The 20,792-nt window shown below is 60.3% G+C and carries 20 protein-coding genes, 1 tRNA gene and 2 pseudogenes; 12 read left to right on the top strand and 11 right to left on the bottom strand.

Annotation, left to right across the window (positions count from 1 at the left end; genetic code table 11):
- Positions 1-917 precede the first annotated feature (917 nt).
- Entirely contained in the window at positions 918-1,343 is a 426-nt protein-coding gene (locus AC6CH2_RS19705) for a hypothetical protein (RefSeq protein WP_498270692.1), read from the top strand.
- 58 nt (positions 1,344-1,401) lie between these two features.
- On the opposite strand, the pseudogene AC6CH2_RS19700 reads toward AC6CH2_RS19705, so the two are convergent.
- From AC6CH2_RS19700 to ubiA, 4 genes and pseudogenes are all read right to left on the bottom strand, one after another.
- Positions 1,402-2,862, bottom strand: a pseudogene (locus AC6CH2_RS19700) (M64 family metallopeptidase).
- Positions 2,863-4,010: 1,148 nt separating this feature from the next.
- On the bottom strand, positions 4,011-5,438 hold the full coding sequence (locus AC6CH2_RS19695; RefSeq protein ID WP_498270691.1) for a short-chain fatty acid transporter: 1,428 nt from the start codon (positions 5,436-5,438) through the stop codon (positions 4,011-4,013).
- Between the two features lie 123 nt (positions 5,439-5,561).
- On the bottom strand, positions 5,562-6,107 hold the full coding sequence (locus AC6CH2_RS19690) for a Rid family hydrolase (RefSeq protein ID WP_498270690.1): 546 nt from the start codon (positions 6,105-6,107) through the stop codon (positions 5,562-5,564).
- A 119-nt stretch (positions 6,108-6,226) separates the two neighbouring features.
- Positions 6,227-7,138 carry a 4-hydroxybenzoate octaprenyltransferase gene (gene ubiA / locus AC6CH2_RS19685; protein WP_498270689.1) on the bottom strand — a complete coding sequence of 304 codons (912 nt, stop codon included), beginning with the start codon at positions 7,136-7,138 and terminating at the stop codon, positions 6,227-6,229.
- Positions 7,139-7,383: 245 nt separating this feature from the next.
- On the opposite strand from ubiA, the gene AC6CH2_RS19680 reads away from it, so the two are divergent.
- The 5 genes from AC6CH2_RS19680 (at position 7,384) to AC6CH2_RS19660 (ending at position 10,952) form a co-directional block, all read left to right on the top strand.
- Positions 7,384-7,460: transfer RNA gene (locus tag AC6CH2_RS19680), tRNA-Arg, on the top strand.
- Positions 7,461-7,917: 457 nt separating this feature from the next.
- Positions 7,918-8,736, top strand: a complete 819-nt coding sequence (locus AC6CH2_RS19675; protein ID WP_498270688.1) for a hypothetical protein — start codon at positions 7,918-7,920, stop codon at positions 8,734-8,736.
- A gap of 453 nt (positions 8,737-9,189) precedes the next feature.
- Complete coding sequence (locus AC6CH2_RS19670) at positions 9,190-9,816, top strand: hypothetical protein (RefSeq protein ID WP_498270687.1); 627 nt, start codon at positions 9,190-9,192, stop codon at positions 9,814-9,816.
- The gene (locus AC6CH2_RS19665; RefSeq protein ID WP_498270686.1) at positions 9,813-10,373 is read left to right on the top strand and encodes a hypothetical protein; all 561 of its coding nucleotides are present in this window, start codon (positions 9,813-9,815) and stop codon (positions 10,371-10,373) included. Before AC6CH2_RS19670 ends, AC6CH2_RS19665 begins: the two co-directional genes overlap by 4 nt.
- Positions 10,374-10,448: 75 nt before the next feature.
- The gene (locus AC6CH2_RS19660) at positions 10,449-10,952 is read left to right on the top strand and encodes a hypothetical protein (protein ID WP_498270685.1); all 504 of its coding nucleotides are present in this window, start codon (positions 10,449-10,451) and stop codon (positions 10,950-10,952) included.
- A gap of 222 nt (positions 10,953-11,174) precedes the next feature.
- On the opposite strand, the gene AC6CH2_RS19655 is transcribed toward AC6CH2_RS19660, so the two are convergent.
- From AC6CH2_RS19655 to AC6CH2_RS19635, 5 genes and pseudogenes are all read right to left on the bottom strand, one after another.
- Positions 11,175-11,684 carry a helix-turn-helix domain-containing protein gene (locus AC6CH2_RS19655; protein WP_498270684.1) on the bottom strand — a complete coding sequence of 170 codons (510 nt, stop codon included), beginning with the start codon at positions 11,682-11,684 and terminating at the stop codon, positions 11,175-11,177.
- 67 nt (positions 11,685-11,751) lie between these two features.
- Positions 11,752-12,111: a hypothetical protein gene (locus AC6CH2_RS19650; RefSeq protein ID WP_498270683.1), complete on the bottom strand. Its 360-nt coding sequence runs from the start codon at positions 12,109-12,111 to the stop codon at positions 11,752-11,754.
- 62 nt (positions 12,112-12,173) lie between these two features.
- On the bottom strand, positions 12,174-12,458 hold the full coding sequence (locus tag AC6CH2_RS19645) for a hypothetical protein (protein WP_498270682.1): 285 nt from the start codon (positions 12,456-12,458) through the stop codon (positions 12,174-12,176).
- 55 nt (positions 12,459-12,513) lie between these two features.
- Positions 12,514-12,960, bottom strand: coding sequence for a recombinase family protein (locus AC6CH2_RS19640; protein ID WP_498270793.1), 447 nt, complete (start codon positions 12,958-12,960; stop codon positions 12,514-12,516).
- A 160-nt stretch (positions 12,961-13,120) separates the two neighbouring features.
- A pseudogene (locus tag AC6CH2_RS19635) lies at positions 13,121-13,480 on the bottom strand (recombinase family protein); the annotation flags it as partial.
- Positions 13,481-13,734: 254 nt separating this feature from the next.
- On the opposite strand from AC6CH2_RS19635, the gene AC6CH2_RS19630 reads away from it, so the two are divergent.
- The gene (locus AC6CH2_RS19630; protein ID WP_498270681.1) at positions 13,735-14,892 is read left to right on the top strand and encodes an RHS repeat-associated core domain-containing protein; all 1,158 of its coding nucleotides are present in this window, start codon (positions 13,735-13,737) and stop codon (positions 14,890-14,892) included.
- A complete protein-coding gene (locus AC6CH2_RS19625; RefSeq protein ID WP_498270680.1) occupies positions 14,889-15,266 on the top strand; it encodes a hypothetical protein in 378 nt (125 codons plus the stop codon). Before AC6CH2_RS19630 ends, AC6CH2_RS19625 begins: the two co-directional genes overlap by 4 nt.
- Positions 15,267-15,681: 415 nt before the next feature.
- Here AC6CH2_RS19625 and AC6CH2_RS19620 read toward each other — a convergent pair whose 3' ends face one another.
- Positions 15,682-16,107, bottom strand: coding sequence for a hypothetical protein (locus AC6CH2_RS19620; RefSeq protein ID WP_498270679.1), 426 nt, complete (start codon positions 16,105-16,107; stop codon positions 15,682-15,684).
- A gap of 38 nt (positions 16,108-16,145) precedes the next feature.
- Entirely contained in the window at positions 16,146-17,312 is a 1,167-nt protein-coding gene (locus AC6CH2_RS19615) for a choice-of-anchor P family protein (RefSeq protein WP_498270678.1), read from the bottom strand.
- A gap of 710 nt (positions 17,313-18,022) precedes the next feature.
- Here AC6CH2_RS19615 and AC6CH2_RS19610 point away from each other — a divergent pair.
- The 4 genes from AC6CH2_RS19610 to AC6CH2_RS19595 all read left to right on the top strand — a co-directional run bounded on the left by AC6CH2_RS19610 (position 18,023) and on the right by AC6CH2_RS19595 (position 20,707).
- Positions 18,023-18,217 carry a hypothetical protein gene (locus AC6CH2_RS19610; protein WP_498270677.1) on the top strand — a complete coding sequence of 65 codons (195 nt, stop codon included), beginning with the start codon at positions 18,023-18,025 and terminating at the stop codon, positions 18,215-18,217.
- A gap of 285 nt (positions 18,218-18,502) precedes the next feature.
- Entirely contained in the window at positions 18,503-19,675 is a 1,173-nt protein-coding gene (locus AC6CH2_RS19605) for a serine hydrolase domain-containing protein (protein WP_498270676.1), read from the top strand.
- A 99-nt stretch (positions 19,676-19,774) separates the two neighbouring features.
- Entirely contained in the window at positions 19,775-20,215 is a 441-nt protein-coding gene (locus tag AC6CH2_RS19600) for a nucleoside/nucleotide kinase family protein (protein WP_498270675.1), read from the top strand.
- A gap of 24 nt (positions 20,216-20,239) precedes the next feature.
- Positions 20,240-20,707, top strand: a complete 468-nt coding sequence (locus tag AC6CH2_RS19595; protein ID WP_498270674.1) for a cupin domain-containing protein — start codon at positions 20,240-20,242, stop codon at positions 20,705-20,707.
- The last annotated feature ends 85 nt before the right edge of the window (positions 20,708-20,792 follow it).

Genomic DNA, 20,792 nt, shown 5'->3' with positions numbered 1-20,792 from the left:
GGATGCGCCGAAGCAACAATGCCGATGGCATCCATCGACGCGGCGTGCTTTCGCTGGGGTAGGAGCGGCGCAAGCCACGACATCGTCGGTTCGGTCTTGCGGCGCATTCCTCTTGGAAGATCAAGATCAAGATCAAGATCAGGAGCAGGAGCAGGAGCAGGAGCAAATCTAGAGCTTCCGCCACTAAAGCGGCGGGTTACTTTCTTTTGTCTAAAGCAACAAAAGAAAGGTAACCAAAGAAAAGTGCTTTGTTTTGAATCACAGGCCCGCGCGTTCGATGCATCCGCGGTGATTTTTCATACGGTACATCCCTGTCCCGATGAAAAACGGCCCGATCCCTGCGGGCCGCCCTTCGGGTCTCCATGGCCTTCGCGAGTGCGTGGCCACGCAGTGCCAAATCCCATGAGAATCCTGGTTCCGCGACGCCATCCCATGTAGGAGCGACGTGAGTCGCGACCGCGGGACGCGCCGAAGCAACGATGCCGATGGCATCCATCGACGCGGCATGCTTTCGCTGGGGTAGGAGCGGCGCAAGCCGCGACATCGTCGGTTCGGTCTTGCGGCGCATTCCTTTTGGAAGATCAAGATCAGGATCAAATCTAGAGCTTCCGCCACTAAAGCGGCGGGTTACTTTCTTTTGTCTAAAGCAACAAAAGAAAGGTAACCAAAGAAAAATGCTTCTCTTTGAATCACGGGCCCGCGCGTTCGATGCGTCCGCGGTGATTTTTCATACGGGACATCCTGTCCCGATAAAAAACGGCCCGCATCCCTGCGGGCCGCCCTTCGGGTCTTCCATGGCCTTCGCGAGTGCGTGGCCACGCAGTGCCAAATCCCATGAGAATCCTGGTTCCGCGACGCCATCCCATGTAGGAGCGACGTGAGTCGCGACCGCGGGACGCGCCGAAGCGACAATGCCGATGGCATCCATCGACGCGGCGTGCTTTCGCTGGGGTAGGAGCGGCGCAAGCCGCGACATCGTCGGTTCGGTCTTGCGGCGCATTCCTCTTGGAAGATCAAGATCAAGATCAAACCCAGAGCTTCCGCCACTAAAGCGGCGGGTTACTTTCTTTTGTCTAAAGCAACAAAAGAAAGGTAACCAAAGAAAAGTGCTTCTTTTTGAATCACAGGCCCGCACGAGCGGTGCTTTCGCGGTGATTTTTCATACGGGACATCCCTATCCCGATGAAAAACGGCCCGCATCCCTGCGGGCCGCCCTCCGGGTCTTCTTTAGCCGTCGCGAATGCGAGGCTACGCAGAGCAACAACAAGGGCAAAGGCAACAACAACGGCAACGGCAACCGCAACCGCGCTATAGCGAACAACCCCTCAGAACGGTCTCGTTAAGCAGCGGATCGATGCGCGCGACGACACGCGGTTCTCAACTCGCAACGCAATCAGAACCTCAATCCACCCGCGCCACCGCCGGTGCCGCGCCGACCCGGATCGTCCATTTGCGCGCATGCGCCAGCAGGGTGCCGGCCATGCTCGGCTGCACGAATGCGGTCCGGTCGGTGACCCGCAGTTCCAGGGTGCGCGTCGCCGGCGTGGCCGCGTCCTGGCGGAAGTCGTAACTCGCCGCGGTCGCACCCGGGATCGCGACCCCGTCCAGATACCACTGCACCGCGACCGTGCCCACGCTCGGGCGCAGCACGCTCGCGCTGAATCGCCGCGTGGTGCCGCGCGCGTAACCGACCGCGGTGGCCGGCGACGGGATCTCGGTGCCCGGCTCGATCAGGTCGATGCCCGCCGCGGGCGAGCCGAAGCCGCCGCGGTAGAGCATGCGCACGTACTCCTGCCGGCACACCGCGCAGAAGCTGGTGCCGAGGCTGCGCATCAGGCAGCTGCTGTCGACCGGCCGGAACATGCCGGTGCTGCGGTAGCGCGCACCCTCGAACAGGCCGGTGCCGGCGGTGCCGTCCGGCGTCGGGATCGGCAGACCCGGGGTGAACCAGCTGCGCCACTTCACCAGGCTGGCGTTGCTCTGGTTGGTGACGTTGGCTTCGCAGGCCGCGCTGCCGCCGAGGTCGCTGCAGGCCGGGAACCCGGGATAAGGGCTTTCGTACTCGTCGGCGAGGCCGTGGAAGCTGTGGCCGAACTCGTGGATCGCGATCAGCGCGGCGCTGCTGTGCGCCGAGATCACCGCATACGAGCCGCCGGCGCCGCCGTAGACCGGGTCGTTGACGGTGACGATGATCTTGTCCCAGTTGGGGAAGCTCGCCGCCGCCGCCATCACCTTCGAGGAACGCGCGGTCAGCAGGCGATGGATCTGGCTGGTGCAGAAGGTCGAGTCGAGCGCGGTGGCGACGAACTGGCCGGCGCGCGGATCGGTGCGCGAGGCGGCATCCGCGCAGCAATGGGCGCCGGTGCAGCCGGCCTGGTACGGCGGATGGTCGGCGCCGGACTGCTGCGATGCGATGAAGCCGGCCTACCAGTTCACGAAGCTCAGGTACTCCTTGTACGGGCTGACGTTGAACATCGCCGTCTTCAAGGCCGCGGCCTGGCTCGTGAACGCGCTTTGCTCGGCCGCGGTGTAGCCGTCGCCCAACACCAGGATGTCCAGGCGATTGGCCGAGTTCGCCGCCTTGGCGTCCTGGCCCTGCTGCGTGCCGACCATCGCGACCGGCTGCCGCAGCATCTGCGCCAACGGCAATTGCGAGGAACGGATCGCCAGCTCGCGCAGGTCGATGCGTTGCGCCGACCTGGCATTGCCGGCGTTGCCGATCAGCTCGATCTCATCGGCCTCGGACAGCGGCAGCCGCACGACGAAGGCGCGATGCGGGTCGCGCACCAAGGGATTCAGCTGGATCGTGCCGTCGCCGTGCTCGGGGTCGCGCGCGTACTCGGCACGGATAAAGTTGGGCATCTGCGCTTCGTAAAGGACCCCACTCTTGGCGCCGTTGCGCGACGCCCGATAGGCCACGCGCTCGACGCCGCGCTCGGCCCGGCGTGCGCCCTGCTGGTCGCTCTGGCCATCGGCCAGTTGCACCCGGGTGTAGAACACCGGCTCGGCGCGGCCGTGGGCATCGCGTTCGAACACGATGTAGTGGGCCGGCACGGCGGCGACGGCGCAGGAACTCGCCAGCAGCCACAGGCCGGCGATGCGCAACAGCGAAGACAGAGTCATGGCAACGTTCCGGAAGCACGACGCGACGGGCAGCCGCGCAGCGGGCGCGGCCGATTCTCGCCGACGTGTTTCACAGGAACTTGTACGGACGACGGCACTGGACCGTCTTCGAGCAGCAGTCGACGACGACCGCACGCTAACGCAGTCGCCGCACCAGGATCATCGTGTCGATCACACTATTCGGGCGCTCGCGGCCCTTCGATCTGTGACCTGTTTGTACGAATGCGCATACGTCATGGCCCAGCCGGCGCATCGGCACGCGATGTGGGGCTATGCAGGGCCGGATAACCGGCCCGCGCCTCCCCCCTTTGCGACCCGATGGCGGAGTCCTTTCCGCCACGCGCGCCATCCCGGGCGCGTCCCCGATTCCGACCGGCCGCCGTTCCCTGGCGGTCGCTTCCTTTCACGCCGCTTCCGGGCGCGCCAGGTCGAATCGAGCGGGTTTTTCAGGCCGGCGCTTCCTGCGCCGTGTCGGTCGGGGCCTCGGCCGGAACGCGATCCGCCGACGAGGACGCGATGCCGCATTCCGTTGCTCGAACCCCGATCCGACTGCGTGGGAGTCCGTTCCCTTTCGCGTGAGTCATTGTCGCTTTCGGGCGTCGCACAGGCTGAGAAGTGACGCCTTCGAACGAGCCTTTTCCTGCAAGTTTTTCCTGCGGTTTTACTGTGGTTTTTTTGGGTTATTTCGCTTGCTTTTTCCTCCTGCTTCCATGCGGGTTTTCGACCATCGTGAGCGGCTGCGGCATCCGTGCCGAGCGACCTGGCTCCGTACCGACCAAGGCGCTGCCCACGGACATAGCATCGCCCGCGCCGCGGCCCGGGTCAGTCGGGCATCGGCGCAGGCGCGGGTAGGATTTTGCCGGGCGCCGTCGGACGCGCCCGCGGCCTCAGGGCATCACGGGCGGGTGATAGGTCAGGGTCGTGCCGAGCAGCCACAGCAGGCCCAGCACCAGCGGAATATGCACCAGCAACTGGATGAAAGTGAAGCCGACGATATCGCGCGCCTTCAGCCCCAACACCCCGAGCAGCGGCAGCATCCAGAACGGATTGATCAGGTTCGGCAGGGCCTCGGCGGCGTTGTAGACCTGCACCGCCCAGCCCAGGTGCACCTGCAGGTCGTTGGCGGCCTGCATCACGTACGGCGCCTCGATGATCCACTTGCCGCCGCCGGACGGCACGAAGAAGCCGAGCACCGCCGAGTACACGCCCATCACCAGCGAGAACGTCTCAGTGGTGGCGATCTGCACGAACACGCTGGAAAGATGATGAGCCAGGGTCTGGCCATCGCTGCCCTTGGCCGCGGTCAGCAGGCTGGCGATGCCGCCGTACAGCGGGAACTGGATCAGCACGCCGGTCGTGCTCGGCACCGCGCGGGTGACCGCGTTGAGGAAGCTGCGCGGCCGCCAATGCAGCAACAGGCCGGCGGTCAGGAACGCGAAGTTATAAGTGTTGAGGTTGGCGATCGCGGTGACCAGCGGCTTGTGCGCGAACTCGTAGGCGAGCCAGCCCAGGCTCATCGCCGCCAGCAGGATCGTGATCAAGGGGCTGTATTCCAGCCATTCGCCCGGCCGCGAACGCGGCGGCAGCACCGAGGCCGCACGCTCGTCGGCGACCTCGAAATCCGCGGCGCGCCGCACCGAGGCGCCGCGTGGCGCGGTCACGAAACACACGACCAGCGAGACCGCGATCAGCGCCGCGGTCAACACGATCGACTGCCACAGCAGGATGGTCTCGCTGAAAGGGATCACCCCGGTGATCGCCAACAGCGCCGGCGGCATGCTGGCCGGGTTGGCCTGCAGTTGCGCCGCCGACGAGCTCAAGCCCATCGCCCACACCGCGCCGAGGCCGAGGTACGCCGCGGCGCCGGCGGCGCGGTAGTCCATGTCGAGGTCCTCGCGGCGCGCGAGCGCCCGCACCAGCAAGCCGCCGAACACCAGGGAGAAACCCCAGCTCAACAACGAAGTCACCATGCTGATCAGGCCGACGTAGCAGATCGCCCCGCGGCCGCTGCGCGGCACCCGCGCCAGCGCGTCGATCACCCGCGCCACCGCCGGCGCGGTGGCGACCACGTAACCGCCGATGACCACGAAGGCCATCTGCATGGTGAAGGGGATCAGGCTCCAGAACCCGTCGCCGAAGGCCGTGGCAGTAGCCGCCGGGGTGGCGCCGAAAACGAGCGCGAACACCGCGACGATGACCACGCCGAGCGCGGCGAACACGTAGGCATCGGGAAACCAGCGCTCGGCCCAGGCGGCGCTGCGCAGGGCGAAACGAGCGAGCGGCCCATCGGCCGGAGCGGCGGAAACTGCGGTCATGACGGCTGTCCTTCGACGAGAGCAAGGCATTGTCGAGGCGGTCACGGCCGCGACCACTTGCACTTTAGTCGCAGGCAACAGGCGTGGCGACGGTGGCCGTTATCCCGACCGCCCCACCCTGGGTCAAGGCTTCGCCGGCTTCGCGATCTCCGCCTTGGGCCGGCTTCCCGAACCGATCACCGCCTCGGCACGCAATTCGAAACTCGCGTCCTTCGAGAACAGCCCCGGCGTCGCCACCGCGGTCCAAGCCGGGTAGTGATCCTTGAAGAACTCGCGGTGCACCTTCAATACCGGATCGACGCGGCGACGAAACTCGGCGTGATCGGCGGCGACATGAAAACTCTGCAGTTCGACCACGTCGGCCAAGCTGGCCCCGGCGCTGCGCAGATGCGCTTCGAGCTGCTGGAACACCCAACGCGCCTGGGCCTCGTCGTCGGCGCCTTCGAGCGCCGGGATGCCGGAGACGATGACCCGGTCGCCGATCTTCACCACCGGCGAGTAATGCAGCCCGTGGTAGGAACCCTCCCAGCCCTTCGGCGCGAAATGTTCGCGGCTCGGCGCCGCCGCCGATTGCGCGCAGGCCGCTCCGCTGCAGGCCGCCAGTACGGCCAGGACCAGACTCTGCGACAGCGGGCCTCGCAACAGCAGGCCACTCGACGACTTCGACATGACGGCACTCCACCCGGGACGATTTGCCATTGCACGCCAGCCGGGCGCCCGCGTCATTAGCCGCGATCGCGCATTCGCCGCCCGAGCGGGCGATCCACCCCGCCAGGGAGTGCCCGCGCTCAGGCCGCGGCGTTGGGCGCGCGCAAGGCGTAGTCCAGGGCCAGGCCGGCGAAGATCGTCAGCCCGACCCAATGGTTGTGCAGGAAGGCGCGGAAGCAGGGCTCGCGCTCGCGGTGCCGCGCGATCACGAACTCGTACACCACCAAGGCCGCCGCCACCGCCAGGCCGCCGAAGTAATAGGTCCCAAGGCCGGCGCGCTGCCCGACCAGGAACAGCGCGGTGAACATCAGCGCATACAGAACGCCGATCGCGACCAGATCCATCTCGCCGAACAGGATCGCCGTCGATTTGGAGCCCATCTTGAGGTCGTCCTCGCGGTCGACCATCGCGTACCAAGTGTCGTAGGCGGTCGACCACAGGATGTTAGCCGCGTACAACAGCCAGCCCACCGCCGGCACCTCGCCCTGCACCGCCGCGAACGCCATCGGGATGCCCCAGCCGAAGGCCATGCCGAGGTAGACCTGCGGCAGATAGGTGTAGCGCTTCAGATACGGATAGCTCGCCGCCAGCACCACGCCGACGAAACTCATCAGGACGGTCAGCCGGTTCAAGGTAAGCACCAGCGCGAACGCCGCCAGCATCAGGGCGGCGAACACCGCCAGCGCCTCGCGCCCGCGCACCTCGCCGGTCGCCAGGGGCCGGTGCTTGGTGCGCTCGACGTGCGGGTCGAGCCAGCGGTCGGCGTAATCGTTGATCACGCAGCCGGCCGCCCGGGTCAGCCACACCCCGGCGCTGAACACGAACCAGGTCCACAGCGGCGGCACGCCCTCGGCGGCGATCCACAGCCCCCACCAGGTCGGCCACAGCAACAGCAACCACCCGATCGGACGGTCGCCACGGGTCAGTTTCCAGTACAGCGCAAGCTTGCGCCGCCAAGCCGGCGCAGGGGTTTCGGGGTGAGCGTGATCCATGGCGCATAGAGTAACGCGGGCGCCCCGGGGCTTCGCCGAGGGCGGCGGCGTTGGGCCACGGATCGTAGCGGAGCCGGGTTTGGAGGCGCGGCTGACCATGGCCGAGCCCCGCGACGGCCGCCACTGGACCGCGTCCCACGGGCCCCGACGCGACCGGACCACGCAGCCGATTCCCGACCCATCCCCTAAGCCGCGGTTTCCGCTAGAATGCACGGCCGCACGATCGCTTCGTGCGTGTCTACCACGCGCCTGTAGCTCAGCCGGATAGAGTAGTGGCTTCCGAAGCCATTGGTCGGGGGTTCGAATCCCTCCAGGCGCGCCAAACTCCCAGCCTCAACTTTTTCTACGCCTCGTCGCACCGACGAAAAAAGGCCTTATTTTCGAGGCTTTCGGCGTTTTCCTTTGGTCGGCGAGTTATCCACAGGGAGCTAGTTTGGCGATTTTTTCGCCTCTCTCCGGGCCGTTTTCTCCAAGCCTGTGGTCGGCCGACCATTGCTCGGTCCTTAAAATTCAGTCACTTACGAAGGCCGGTTTTTTCGCTCTTTTGAGGCCCAAGGCGACATCAAACCGCTTGATCCGACCAATGACGCGGCTTGGGATATATGGCTGGGGCTGCCCGACCTCTCCTGACGTCCCGAGTGGCGACGTGCCGTGGCTCGCAGTCAGGCCGTGGCCGACCGTAAAAGGTGGGGGGAGACTGACCGGGGAGCTAGCGCGCCCGTGGCGAATTGCCTACGCTGCAAGCGGGGCGGCCTTTTGGTTGGCGGCGGGGGACCGGAATGACGATCGTTGTCGCACTCAAAGTTGGCGACGGGTTGGTACTGGGGGCCGATAGCGCGTCTACGCTCTTCACAGGTACCGCCTACCACAACTCTTACTTCAATACAGAAAAACTGATTCGCGTAAATGGCCTTCCGGTTGGGGCGCTCACGTTTGGACTGGGGGCGCTAAAAAATCGATCGGTCTCAAGCTTGGCGAACGACCTAAAGCTTCGAATTCAAGGGAACGATCCAAGCTGGGCCATCGACCCGAGGAATTTTACGATTGATGAGGTCGTCGACCGTTTCAAGCGCTTTTACTACGATGAGCTTTACGTGACGCAATTTGGAGCAGCCGCAGAGAGTGCTGAAGAAGATCTCGGCGCAGTGATGGGGTTCTTCGTCGGCGGATTCGGTTCAGGAAACGACAGCGCTGAGGTGTGGCGAATCGTGTTGACACAACATGGCTGCAATGTCGTCAAAGTAATCGACGCCGACGCACCTTGGGACTGCGTTTGGGAAGGGGCCAGAGAACCTATCCAGCGTGTCCTCTATGGTTACTCTGACCAGATCATGCAAAGGCTGCTAGACGCCGGCGTCGAACCAGAGGTAGCTGAACAGCTACTCGCAAGCATGGAGCCTTTGATTCACGGCGGCATGCCTATCCAGGATGCAATCGACTTCGTGGATTATCTCATTGGCGTAACGTGCGGTTACGTAAGATTTGCGCCAGGCCCGATGACGGTCGCTAAACCGATAGATTTGGCTGCCATCACGAAGTACAACGGATTCAAGTGGATCACCCGCAAGCTCTATTACTCCGCCGAGTTGAACAAATGAGGTCTTCAATGAACGAGTTCAAACGCGAAAATTACAAGAGCGAGCACGTTAACTCCTCAAAGGTCAGAAGCGACACTGTGCAGTCTGTCAAACAACTCACGAGTGAACAGATCCGGCGCTTAGTTGGCATAGTGAAAGAGAGCCAGTATAGGCACCGGGCCTATCATGGAGTCTACCGTGAGGAAACACTTGTTTTTCATTGCGAATCCGCGTTGCTCCGTAAATTCAAGTGATTTCAAACTCATATTAAAGCCTCGCACTGCGGGGCTTTTTGTTGGATTCGACTTGAAAGTCTCATAATTTGAGGGCAAAAGGACGGCGCTGGCAGTAACCATCACCCAATGGAAAGCTGTCTATCGTGAGATCGAAAAGGACATGCTTGCGATAAGATCTGACAGCCCATTCAAGCCGAAGCCGCTTCGCCGCTCGGCCTAATTCAGGCGTTAGCGCCCTATGCAGTTATCTGAACTTCTCCAAGTTTCAACAGCGGTGGCTGCCATAGCGGCCGTGCTCGGCTGGTGGCTAAAAGGCCGTCTTGAAGCTTCTATCAAGCATGAGTATGACCGTTTACTGGCGAATTTGGCTGCAGAGCAAAAGCGCCGTGAGCTCTTGTATGCGGAGCGCCTCGCAGCCTTCAAGGTCATTTCCGGCAACTTGGTCCGTTTGCGCCGATATGTAGACGCGCGGAGCGCGGAACTAGAGCCCCAGTCAGAATTTGAGCCGACAACCGAGGCCCTCGGGCCGGAAGAAAATCTCTCCCTGTTGCTGCACGGTGAGCGTCTGCGCCGCACATTAGATGAGTATGAGCTGTTCCTATCAACTGCGGCGCGCGCGCAGTTTGAGAATCTTTTCGCTGTGTTAGGCCAGGGCTACAACGTTGAGCTGTGGCTGGCGGGTGACACTCCGGCAAGCGAGATACGTGCAGCGAGCCTTTACGACCTCGTCTCCGTTGAGGCTACTCAAGCTCAGAAGGTGTTGTACGGTGATCTCGGGTTTGTAGATTCCGGTACGGCCGCTAACAATTCCTTCAAGCCGAAGTCGCTTCGCGGCTCGGCTTACCTTAGGCATCAGGACTCATGACACACAGCTTCGGCTTTGAAGGCGTGATCGAAAAGCTATTTTTGCTGCAGCAGCTTCAGGCGGCCAGTCGCAACTACTGCCGAAACGCAGGTATTTGCCAAGGCTCATACCCATATGGCCACGATGACTGGAACGACTACGAGCACAAGATAAAGCCGATTGTGAGTGGCTACATGATTGAGATCGCATCCAAGGTAAGAATCTTTCAGGACTCTATGTCGGGCCAGATCCGTTCTTTAGTATTCGAAAGGGCCGACAAGTATGCGCTAGAGGACATTCCACTCGGTAAAGTGCATTCGGGCAATTTCAAACTAAGCGTCCGGGAATCATGCAACAAGATTATCCATGCCACGCGTGTTGAACTGCACTGGGTTACTCGCAACCGAAAGACTCAAAGCGCCTACACGCATTGGTCGGGCGCAGTAAACCTCTACGGTGAAAAGGCCAGTAAGCCCTGGCATCTGGAGCTCGACGCTACCGCATGGTGCTCTTCTATAGACTTCTACTTGGATCATATCTTGTCTAGCGCAGCATCAGACGGCATTCACGTCGCGTAAGCGCCAAAATTCATCCAAGCCGAAGCCCCTTCGCGGCTCGACTTAACTCAGACGTTAGGCCTCGGAGGACACTTCATGGACATTACAAGGACCGTCGATGAGGTCGTCCACCGAGTGAGAGCCGTCAAACAGGACTCCGGCTGTTTTGTCGGCATCGATGGTTTTGACGGCTCCGGCAAAACGACGCTGGCGTTTGAGCTAGCACGGCAAATGGATGGAATCCGAGTCGGCCTTGATAGTTATGTAGAAAATGACAGAGACGCGGACAGCTATGTTGGGCTGTTGCGCCTAGATCATCTCAAGCGAGACCTCGAAAATCTTCGTACCCGTTTCCCTGTCGTGGTCATAGATGGCGTATGCCTGCTGGAAGCGCTTGCCGCTATTAGGGCATCTGTTGATCTGCACATCTACGTGAAAAAGATTTCGCCCCAAGGGCTTTGGCATCCTGGCTTTGATCTGGAAAATTTTCTAGCCGGCCAACGTCTCGATTCTTGGCTTGATCGCTCCGTATGTGGTTACCATGGCTCCCATAGACCCCACGATAGAGCCGCGGTCCACCATCACTGGTCCAAGGCCTAACAGTCCGTTCAAGCCGAGGCCGCTTCGCGGGTCAGCCTGGACGAAGGAGTCTGCGTCAGCTTTGCTTAACGACTGGTTCCAGTCCGATCCCAACTCAGGCCGCCAATCCTAGGGCCAAGGACAAGTTGCCATTCGGATTGCTTCGATCGATGCATATCCGCCGACACCTCCGCGAACGGCCCCTCCACGCGGAGTAACTCCGGGTAGATCAAGCGAATAGTTTCAGGGGGTGGCGGCGGATTTCTTCCTGGCCGCCGGTTTGCGGGTGGCCGTTTTTGTCAGAGCCGCCTTCTTGGGCGCGTGCTGTTCGAGAAGCGCTTCGACTTGCTTCTTGCTCAGGCCTCTCAGCGCAGCAATCTTCTCCAGAAATTCCTGCCGTGGCCGAGTATCCGTCTGCTCCCAGTTATAGATCGCCTGCGAGCTAGCTCCCAATAGCGGGGCGAACGCGTCCCGGCTCAGCCCGAGGCGTTCGCGTAGTTTCCGAAGTCCAGCGGCTGAGTATCGGATTGCCACTGCCGGAGCATCGGGATTCTTCTGAACCAAGCCTGCCTCTTTGGGCCTCTTGGACGCCGCCTTGGCACCACGCCGCAGTGCTTCGACCTCCTGCTTCACCGCAGCCAGCTGCTTGCGTTGCGCCAGTATCTGCTTCTTCAGCGGCTCGACCTGTTGCCGGAACTCCTTACGGGTCAGGCGAATGATCTCGTCCTTAAGTAGCGAAGCGATGTTCGGCATGTAATCTTCCTTATGTTTGAATATTCAGACTAATCGATCACCGCTTTGGCGACCAGTTATTGTGGGTTTATGACCCCAGCCCAACGAGTCGCCGCTGCTCGGACCAGAGCAACGGGGGGCTGATGCCAAGTCGATCGATCTGCACATCCGGAATGGTGTCATCCAAGATTCCTGCGATGATCTCGGGGGCCAATAGCGTCAGGTTAATGATGCGTCCGACATAGCTGTTATCGGTGGCCTCAGTCTCCGCCAGTTCCTTCATTGAGGCGATCTCGCCACCTTCCAGCATTCCACGCCAACGGTAGCCCTTGGCCAGCGCGCGCTGCAGCGACGTCAGCTGGGACCCGTTGGTCGCGGCATCGCTGTCCTGGGCTTGGCCGTAGCGCCGCCGGCCAGCCCGCCGGCTGATGCTCAGCGGCACGATCACGGTTAACGCGCCGTCGCTACTTCGCACGACGCGTGGCGCTCCGGCGGTACCGACTACCGGCCTCATGCCGCCAGCCCTTCGCGGCCCAGCTCGTCGGCCAGCGAGAGCACACCATTGGGATGAAATCTGATCTCCATCGACTCGTGGTTGACCACGACCCGTTCGATCAACAGCCGCACTAGCCTTTGCTGCTCTGGGGGAAACAGCGCCTCCCAAACCTGATCGAACCGCCGCATCGCCACCACGATTACCGCCTCATCCAGTCCAGCCTTAGAGGCCTCCGACTGCGCAACGATCGCCGCAAGCATCTCCGGTGTATTCAGCATTTGGCGAATATAGCCAGCCACGATGCCTTCCAACTCGTCGGCCGGGAGCCTCGGGAAGGGCGCCGCCGCCGTACCCTCATGAATCTGCGCGGTGCTTCTGCGCGGTGCTTATGTAGTACCGATACAAACGTCCCTTGCCCTTGACCGTGTGATAAGGCGTCATCGCTCGGCGATCTGGGCCGACCACCAGTCCCTTCAGCAGAAAGGGGACCTTGGCTCGGCTGGAGTTTCCCCTGGCCGTTGCGTTGCTGGCCAGAATAGCCTGGACCTTCTCCCAGACCGCCGTATCAATGATGGGCGGATGGCAACCGGTGAAGTACTGGTCCCGATGCTTCAGCTCACCCAGATAGGTTCGGTTGTGCAGAATCTTGTGGATGGTGCTCTTGTCGTGCGGTTGGGGCGTACGGACACGCCCTTCTCGCGTAGTCCAAGCCTTGCTCTTGTAGCCCATACCGTTCGCGCCACGGACTACCGCTTGATCGGTTGAATTCTGGCCTGACCTCGGTCCGACTGCAGACGCCAGCGTCGACGTAGCGAGAGATCACCGGCGCGCGGTCGAGCCTCGCGGCGAGCTCCTGCTGGACCACGTAGCGCTGATACGCGATAAAGTCGGAGTCGACGGCTTCGGAGTAGCAGTAGACGGCAACTCGAACGGGTTTGCTAACGCTCGACATGGGGACTCCTTAAGTTCTCTTGATTCGCAGCGCCGTCAGCGCGCGTGCCAGCCACAGTGAAGCGCCGGCTCTAAAGCTGTCGCGAGTAGTGCTCCGGTCCGGAACGGCCTCAGCTTTCTGCGAGACGTCGACTGGCGCCCCTTTCGCAACGATGAGCGGCACACCTGAGAGTTCAAATCGAACCCTCAGGCGCAGATCGTCCATGTACGATCGCGTCAGCCGGTCGTCGGACGCCACCACGATGGCGCGAACGAACCCTGCATCCATGTGCCGGAGCATCGATTGCAGACCGGGGCGCCGGACGGTTGAGCCCACCATGCCGTCGTCGCAGTAGGTGACCGTCGCCGATTCGCCGAAGACTTCCTCGGCCGCGCGTTGGGCCTGCGCTTACTGCTGCAGGATGGAGCCGGGATCCGGCACGTCCGACCGCGCGTAGATCACGACATTTCCTGTCCTCGCCTCATGGCTCATGTTTCTCTCCCTTCGTACTTGTCCCGACCGGCAATCATCGCCTCACCCGGGTCGGTACCGTAAATCGCGCGTACGACGCAGTCGGCAACACCCTCAGCATCGGAACCACTGCCAAGCAGCTTGCTTACGACGCCAACGACCGGCTGCCCGAGGTGAAGCTGAATGGAGCGGTCAGGGCAACTTATCGCTACAACGCCCTGGGCGAGCGGATCGCGGCAACGGTCGGCACAACCACGACCTACACCCTGTACGACGAGTTCGGCAATTGGAACGGCGACTACGCAGCTACCGGCGTCGCCAAGCAACAAGCGGTATGGCTGGACGGAGTGCCGATCGGCGTGCTGGCCGGCAGTGGCAGTACCCAGTCTACGAAGTACGTTGAAACCGACGTTCTGGGCACGCCCCGCGCGGTCATCGACCCGGTCCGCAATGTCGCCATATGGACGTGGGATGCCAGGGGCGAAGCGTTCGGCAAGGATGTTCCGAACCAGGATCCGGACCTGGACGGCATGCCATTCGTGTTTAACATGCGCTTCCCTGGGCAACGGTTCGACGCCGGCAGCGGGTTCGTCTACAACTATTTCCGTGATTATGATCCCGCTACAGGCCGATATATCCAGAGCGACCCCATCGGTCTTCGGGGTGGCATCAGTACCTACGGTTATGTAGGCGGCCGACCGCTGACGCTGTCTGACCGCTTCGGGTTGGAGGCCCCGTTCTCCGGCAACAACGGCGGCTACAAGGTGTGGTGGGAAACCCCGAGCGCCGGACAAGGGTATGCGGTAGGTGGACTTGCAATACTCGGTGGCGCCTCGATCCTCGGCCTACTGGGGTCCTCGGCGAGTCTCGCGCTGCTCCCTTACTCACCGCGAATAAACTCAGCAGCGATCGCATTAGGTGAGTTCGCAAGCGGCACATCGTTAAATGCGGCGAGCGCAACAGCTGGGGCCGCAGCTCTAGCAATATGCAAGACCACTGCGAACACAAGAACATTCAGTTCGGCGGATCCGCTCGTCGGTGCGTTAGCGAACAAGATTGAGGCTGCATACCCAGGCCACGTCAAGGGTGTAAACGTGCCTATTTATGATGATCTTGGCAAACTTGTTACAGATGCTGACATCCTTCTCGCCAATGGCGTAATACAGGTAAAATCTGGCGGAGGAAAAGGGCTTACCTCGCAATTGCAGCGAACTGAAAATGCTACGGGCCTTCCGACGCTCGGATATGGTCCCGACCTTAAGCCGTCCATACTTAGAAGCTGTGCGGCCACAAACTGTGAGACTCTTATAATTGAGGTTGTCAAACCATGAATTCATTGATTCTTGCGTTAGGCCATGACTGCCCTTGGTCGCCAGTGGAATGGATGATCAGTCGAGGAGGGGCTAAGTTAGCCAGCACTCAAGTAACTATTGAAGAAGGTGGCGATTGGCTTTCCATCTTGCAGGATAATAAGCTCATTCATGATTTCGATGAAGAAGAACGAGAAGTTCTGATACGGCTGCTTGGGGATCCTGTTATGTTCTTAGTTGAGTACAAGGGTGAGCAACTGGTGGACTTGTTCGTGGGATCTATACCGGTGGAATGCGATGCGATGGTCGATAATGATCATGGATTGCTCGTACACATCGAGAAGCTGCGAGCTTTCTCTGTGAAGAACTGGGCCAGAGCGAGCACCCTTCCATAGTGCTCCCTGATGGACGCCACCAATAACCAAGCAGGCCCCGGAGACGGGGCCTTTCTTTATGCAATTTCCATTGCTTGAGCACGTCAGCCAGTACGGCCCCTGCTTTTCCGCTAGCTACTGACCCAGGACGCTGACTCTGAGGTCGCCGATTGCCCGTGCAACGCCAGAGAAGCTAGCTGGGCGAAGCGATAGCTGATCCCGCAACATCACGCGCAGCTGCGTCAGCTGCCCGGCGCCTATCACCGGCAGTCACATCTTGCCGCTCAAGGGCGCGCATCGGGTATGCGCGGTAATTGGCTCGATGCGCGATGGGGCTGACTGCGGACGAGAAAGCCGCAAAGATCTACCATACGTTTCAATGGCGCCCGAGCTGCGGCCGTGCGCTTGAGTGGCTCCATTCTCTGGTACGTAGCCACTAGGAACCCGCCCCCACCGCTACATACCAAGCCGTCCAACTGACAGCAGCAGCAGGCACCATAAAGAGAATCCAGAATCCTGGGCTGGCATACAGGGATAGGAGGCCAGCCCAGCCACTGCTTACAGCTATCACGGCGGAGAATACACCGCCGAACAAAACTATGCCGCCGCCCACGTAGCTCACAGCTCTTCGTTCGTTGACCGCAATCAGCAACCCATGCAGCGGCAAACCCAGAATAGAAATCGCAATATAGGAGAGTACGAGCTCGATCTTCACCAATGCCAGCACCTGCTTGCCAAGCAAGTCGGAGCTTTCGCCCGACCACAGGGGCGCCATTACGCCAGTGACCAGGACGACGATCGCTCCTGCCCAAGGAGCGATGAACATCGCAAGCGCAGCACGAACCCAGCGTTCCTTGTTCATTGGCCCCCTCGTGGGATGAATGGCATTGCTAATGTGTCCTATTGAATACCTACGTATTTTGGCGACTGACCTGGCTCTGGCACGGCGTAGTACGCCGGCGGCTGCTCTGACGTCCCGCACGTCTGTGTGTATACCTCCGCGCACGTCTGAACGCACTGCGCCTGCTGATTCGCTGGCAAACTCTGGCAAGCCGTTTGGCAAGCTGCGCCTGATCCGGTGCAGTGCTCCTGATTGATTGGCCACTGATAGGCCACGAGATCGGGTACTTTGTCGGTGCAACCGCAGCCCCATCCCTGCGTCGTCGCTGAGCAGAAATTCTCGGCCACCTTGGCGGGTCCTCCGCAGGTGGTCTGGCAAAAATTCTTGTTGGTGTCGCAGAGCTGCTGCTTCTCAGCTGCTGGCTTTTCTGTAAGGAGGTACTGAAAGTTTGGAAGGCCTGGGTTCGGTTCTTCCGATGGACCTGCCACAAGAACATCAACGCTTAACCTCGCCAAGTTTGGCAGCTCTCCTGCGCCCTTCACCCGTAGACCATTAACGATTAACCCGAAATCACCATCGTGAATCTGTTCGTTGACAATCACGTTTCCTGAGAAGGGCAACTGGAGGGAAATGGGAATGCCGAGAACGCTGATAGTGATGGGCAGCGTCGACAGCAGCGGCACCTCCGTATTCGGTGGTATTTCTCCGCTCAACGTTGGGCTTCCGTTGATCAGAATCTCCTGCGCGTACGTTTTACCTTCTTGGCTGAACGTGTGCGTTCCGTTGTTGGCGCGGCTACCAGATACTTCTGCGAACGCCACCAAATTTCGAACCAAGATCAGTCCGTCCAGCAAGACCACCTCATTAACAGAGGCGTCGGCTACGCCCGCCCCCGAACTGCTGGTTGTGGCGCTCTCAGCGCTATTCCTTAGCCCTTCCGCACTCAGAATATCCAAGGTTCCCAAGGGAACGTCGACTTCGGGCAGCCCTTCTTCATCGGAGCCGCCCGTCGGGGGCTGTACCGCCTGTGCAATTGGAGGGACGGAGATGGGTACCTTCTGCCATCCCAAGAGAGGAAGCTTCACTTCCAGACTGACGTCTACGCTGCCGGTGTTTGCCTCGCCAGTCACCGTCCAAACAGGCGCCGCATGCGAGATCCCCACCATGGCAATGCAGGCCGAAAGGGGGAGCAAGTAACAGAACACGCGAAATCGAGAACTGGCCACGGCATCTTCTCCTCGCAGACTAGCGAACGGTAGTTGCTATACGCAGCGAAACTTACGGGCGACGCCCCCCGGTTTTGAGTAGCACGGCGATTTGGAGTGCTTGACGAAGTCGAACGTAGCGTCCTTAACCCCTCGAAAGTTCTCGATGTGGATCCGTGCGACCTGCATTCCTTTCCTCTCAAGCAGTTGTTCTTACCAGCTGTTCCATCGCTGAAAATTTGCTCCGGGATGCAAATTCGTGCAAATGATGCGTTCCATCGACTGTCGTCGACGGCGAGTAGCCCGACGAATATGGACATAGACCGGGAAATGTCAGCAAAAAGCTGAATCGGGCACGGACATTCCGCTTACGGCTGCCCCCCCTTGGGACGAAGATTTATCCAGATGTCACTGGATAACATGTAACGGGTGCGACCTATCTGTGGATTGATCCGCGCGGCAGAGGTTCTCGTGCACCGCTTCGGCTTTAAAGTTGAGGCGAGTTTCGGAAATTTCGTCGTCCTGCCAATGCTCTGGTCGCCTGCTGACATGAGCATTGCACTCCGTTGACTGTGAAATCGTGACGGCCATTCTCCTTCCGCCGTTGCTCACGCAGTCTCACGAGTGGCAAATTTAAAGCTTGCTGGTTCTTCAATGCACTCGAAGCGATGCGCCGCTCTTTTGGCGAAAAATGACAACGATCTGGTGAGTGCGACGTTTACCCGACCGCGATGCTGGTCGATTCGATGGTCGCTACGATGCTCATCGTGCAACTGGCGTCGGGCCGCGGGCTGGATCAGGTCGCCGCGGGCACCGCCGCGATGATCGAGGGCGAGGTGATGCGCGTGGTCGCGATCGGCCGTAAGCGCAGTCGGTCATGCTCGGATTACATCACCAAACTACGAGCCGGAAGCAACTTTTCCTAGAGGCTACTCGGCCCTGCACCTTGGCGGTGCGGCAGAGGAAGTACTCGCCGTATACGTACGGGCGATGCCACCGTCGGACTTAAGCAATCAAAAGTGTCGAAAGACGCTGAGCCGGTCCGCTCACTTGGTTCCGGCCTTGCACGAGCGAAGCAGAATTTTCTCACCAAAGTGCCACTTGCTCGTCATGGACATAGAGCCGTGCAGGGAAGACTCGCCGGTCCGGTCATCTTTCTGACACTCGGGTATATTGAGCGCCTTATTGATATCTCCTCACGGCGCCAGCGCATGCAAGCGAATTCGATGATGGTTCAAAACAGATTGTGGCTTGGCTGCTTAATACTGTCCGCAGCCTTCTCGATCGCGGGCTGCAGCCGCGCGGACACCCCGGTGAAAGACCTGGGAACCGTAATTGATGAAGTCGCCGCTAACCTGATCAAGCAGCCTCTGCTTCACTCGACCTCGATCGGGGTCGTGTACAGAGGAAAGGAAATCATCCGCCATCGCGGCGATATGCATGCCGGGAAGCCGAACCCTCCGACCGACGCGACCCTTTACGAAATCGGCTCGTTGAGCAAGACCCTTGCCGGAACCCTGATGGCCAATGCCGTCCTGCAAGGCAGACTGAGTCTCGACGACGACGTCCAGATGTATCTGAGCGAGCCCTATCCAAATCTGCAGTACAAGGGCGAGCCCATCCGCATCCGCCACTTGCTGTCGCACACAAGCGGCCTGCCGAACATGTTGCCCCAGCGCGCGAATACGGTACTCGCCAGCTTCACCGACCGGCGCACGCCTACCGAACTCAATGTCATCTATGCGCGCTACGGCAAGGCGGACTTCTTCAAGGATCTGCACGCTGTCGAGATTCCGCGGATACCCGGAAACAAGTACGCCTACTCCAGCTCCGGCACAGAACTGACGGCGCATATCCTCGAGACGGTCTACAAGCGCGACTACGAGTTGCTGCTGCGCGAATTTCTCCGCGATTCGGCGGCGATGACGGACATCCGTATCAGGCTCGGCGATGCCGAAGCGAACCGGCTGGCGATCGGCTACCACAGCGACAACCCGGTTCCGACCACACCGATGCCGCAGTTGCCCTGGGGCGCATCCGGGAATGTGAAAGCAACCGTCCCGGACATGATGAAGTACCTGAAGTACCAGTTGGCCAATGGCCCAGTCGTGAAGGAATCGCACCGAACCTTGGTCAAATTCGATTCCGAGTTCAGCATCGGCTATTTTTGGAGCATTGTCGCTGGCGACCGCTTGAAGGGTGTTTATTACGTGCACCACGGCGGCGTGCCGCGGTCGCAGTGCTACATCTACATCGTGCCGAAATATGATCTTGGCATATTCATCATCACCAACCAGAGCGGCGACCAGACCGCCGACGCCATGGAAGCGGCGATCGATACGATCGTCGAGGAAATCGCGACACGGGACAATATCGCGAGTTGAGCGGCATCGGTGCGAACGCGAGCATCCGATAGAATCGCCCGGCAGTTCATTCAAGTCGAAGCTGCTTCGGGGTTCCGCTTACTCAGGTGCGAATCATAAATGTCACTTTCCTCGCACTCCTACAATCTTGCGACGGCGGCGCTCACGCCGGTTCTTGCTGGATTTCCCGGCAAGATTGTCGCAATCGATGGCCGCACCGGGTCGGGCAAAACAACTCCTGGTCGCTATCTCGCCTGGCACTTCAATGTGTCTCTCTTGGAAACGGATCTGTTCCTGATGGGCGGCCAGGGATTCACCTACCACCTTGATCACCTAACGAGAATGATTGTTCAGCTCATCGAGCAGCCACGCCCAGTAATTGTCGAGGGAGTCGCCATTCGCTGGCTGCTTGATTCAATGGACCTCCGTCCAGAATTTACGATCTGCTGTGTCAATTGCGGTCCAACCAGCGGCAATTCGCCGTTCGACCATGTCGCTGCCTATGAGTTCAAGTACCGTCCAAATGAAACTTCAGATCTGATCGTTGAGCTTTCCCACTAAGACGGCTAACAATTCATTTCACTCATGCCAGTCATCACTCCTGACCGCTTCATTTCTGAAGAATGCCCTGCTGAAGGTTCATCAGAGCCGAACCGCGTACTGTGGATTAGTGAAGCAGGTGCGCTCACCCAGTTCGGCGCCTTCATCGAGGTGCTTCAACCCGGCTCCCGTTCTTCCATCAAGCATTGGCATAGCTCTGAAGACGAGTTGGTCTACATTCTTGACGGCGAAATCACCTTGATCGAAGGCGATGAGGTCTCGCAGCTCCGCGCCGGCGACGCCGCAACTTTCAAAGCTGGAGTATCGGTCGGTCACTTTCTTGAGAACCGCAGCAACGCACCGACTCGCTGCTTGGTCGTTGGTACGCGGGTTCCTATAGACCACATCACATACCCTGATCACGATAGGGTTTGTATCCGGGATCGCTCGCTGCCTGACGATATCTGGACAGATCTCAACGGCAACCCCGCAAACAATCCATATGGTCAATAGAATGCCTGTCGTATTCCATGCGGCGCTTAGCAATTCACCCAAGCCGAAGCCGCTTCGCGGCTCGGCTTAGCCGCCGCGGTTGATG

The organism is Lysobacter sp. GQ73, assembly GCF_059758755.1.
This window is presented reverse-complemented; position numbering and strand designations above follow the sequence as displayed.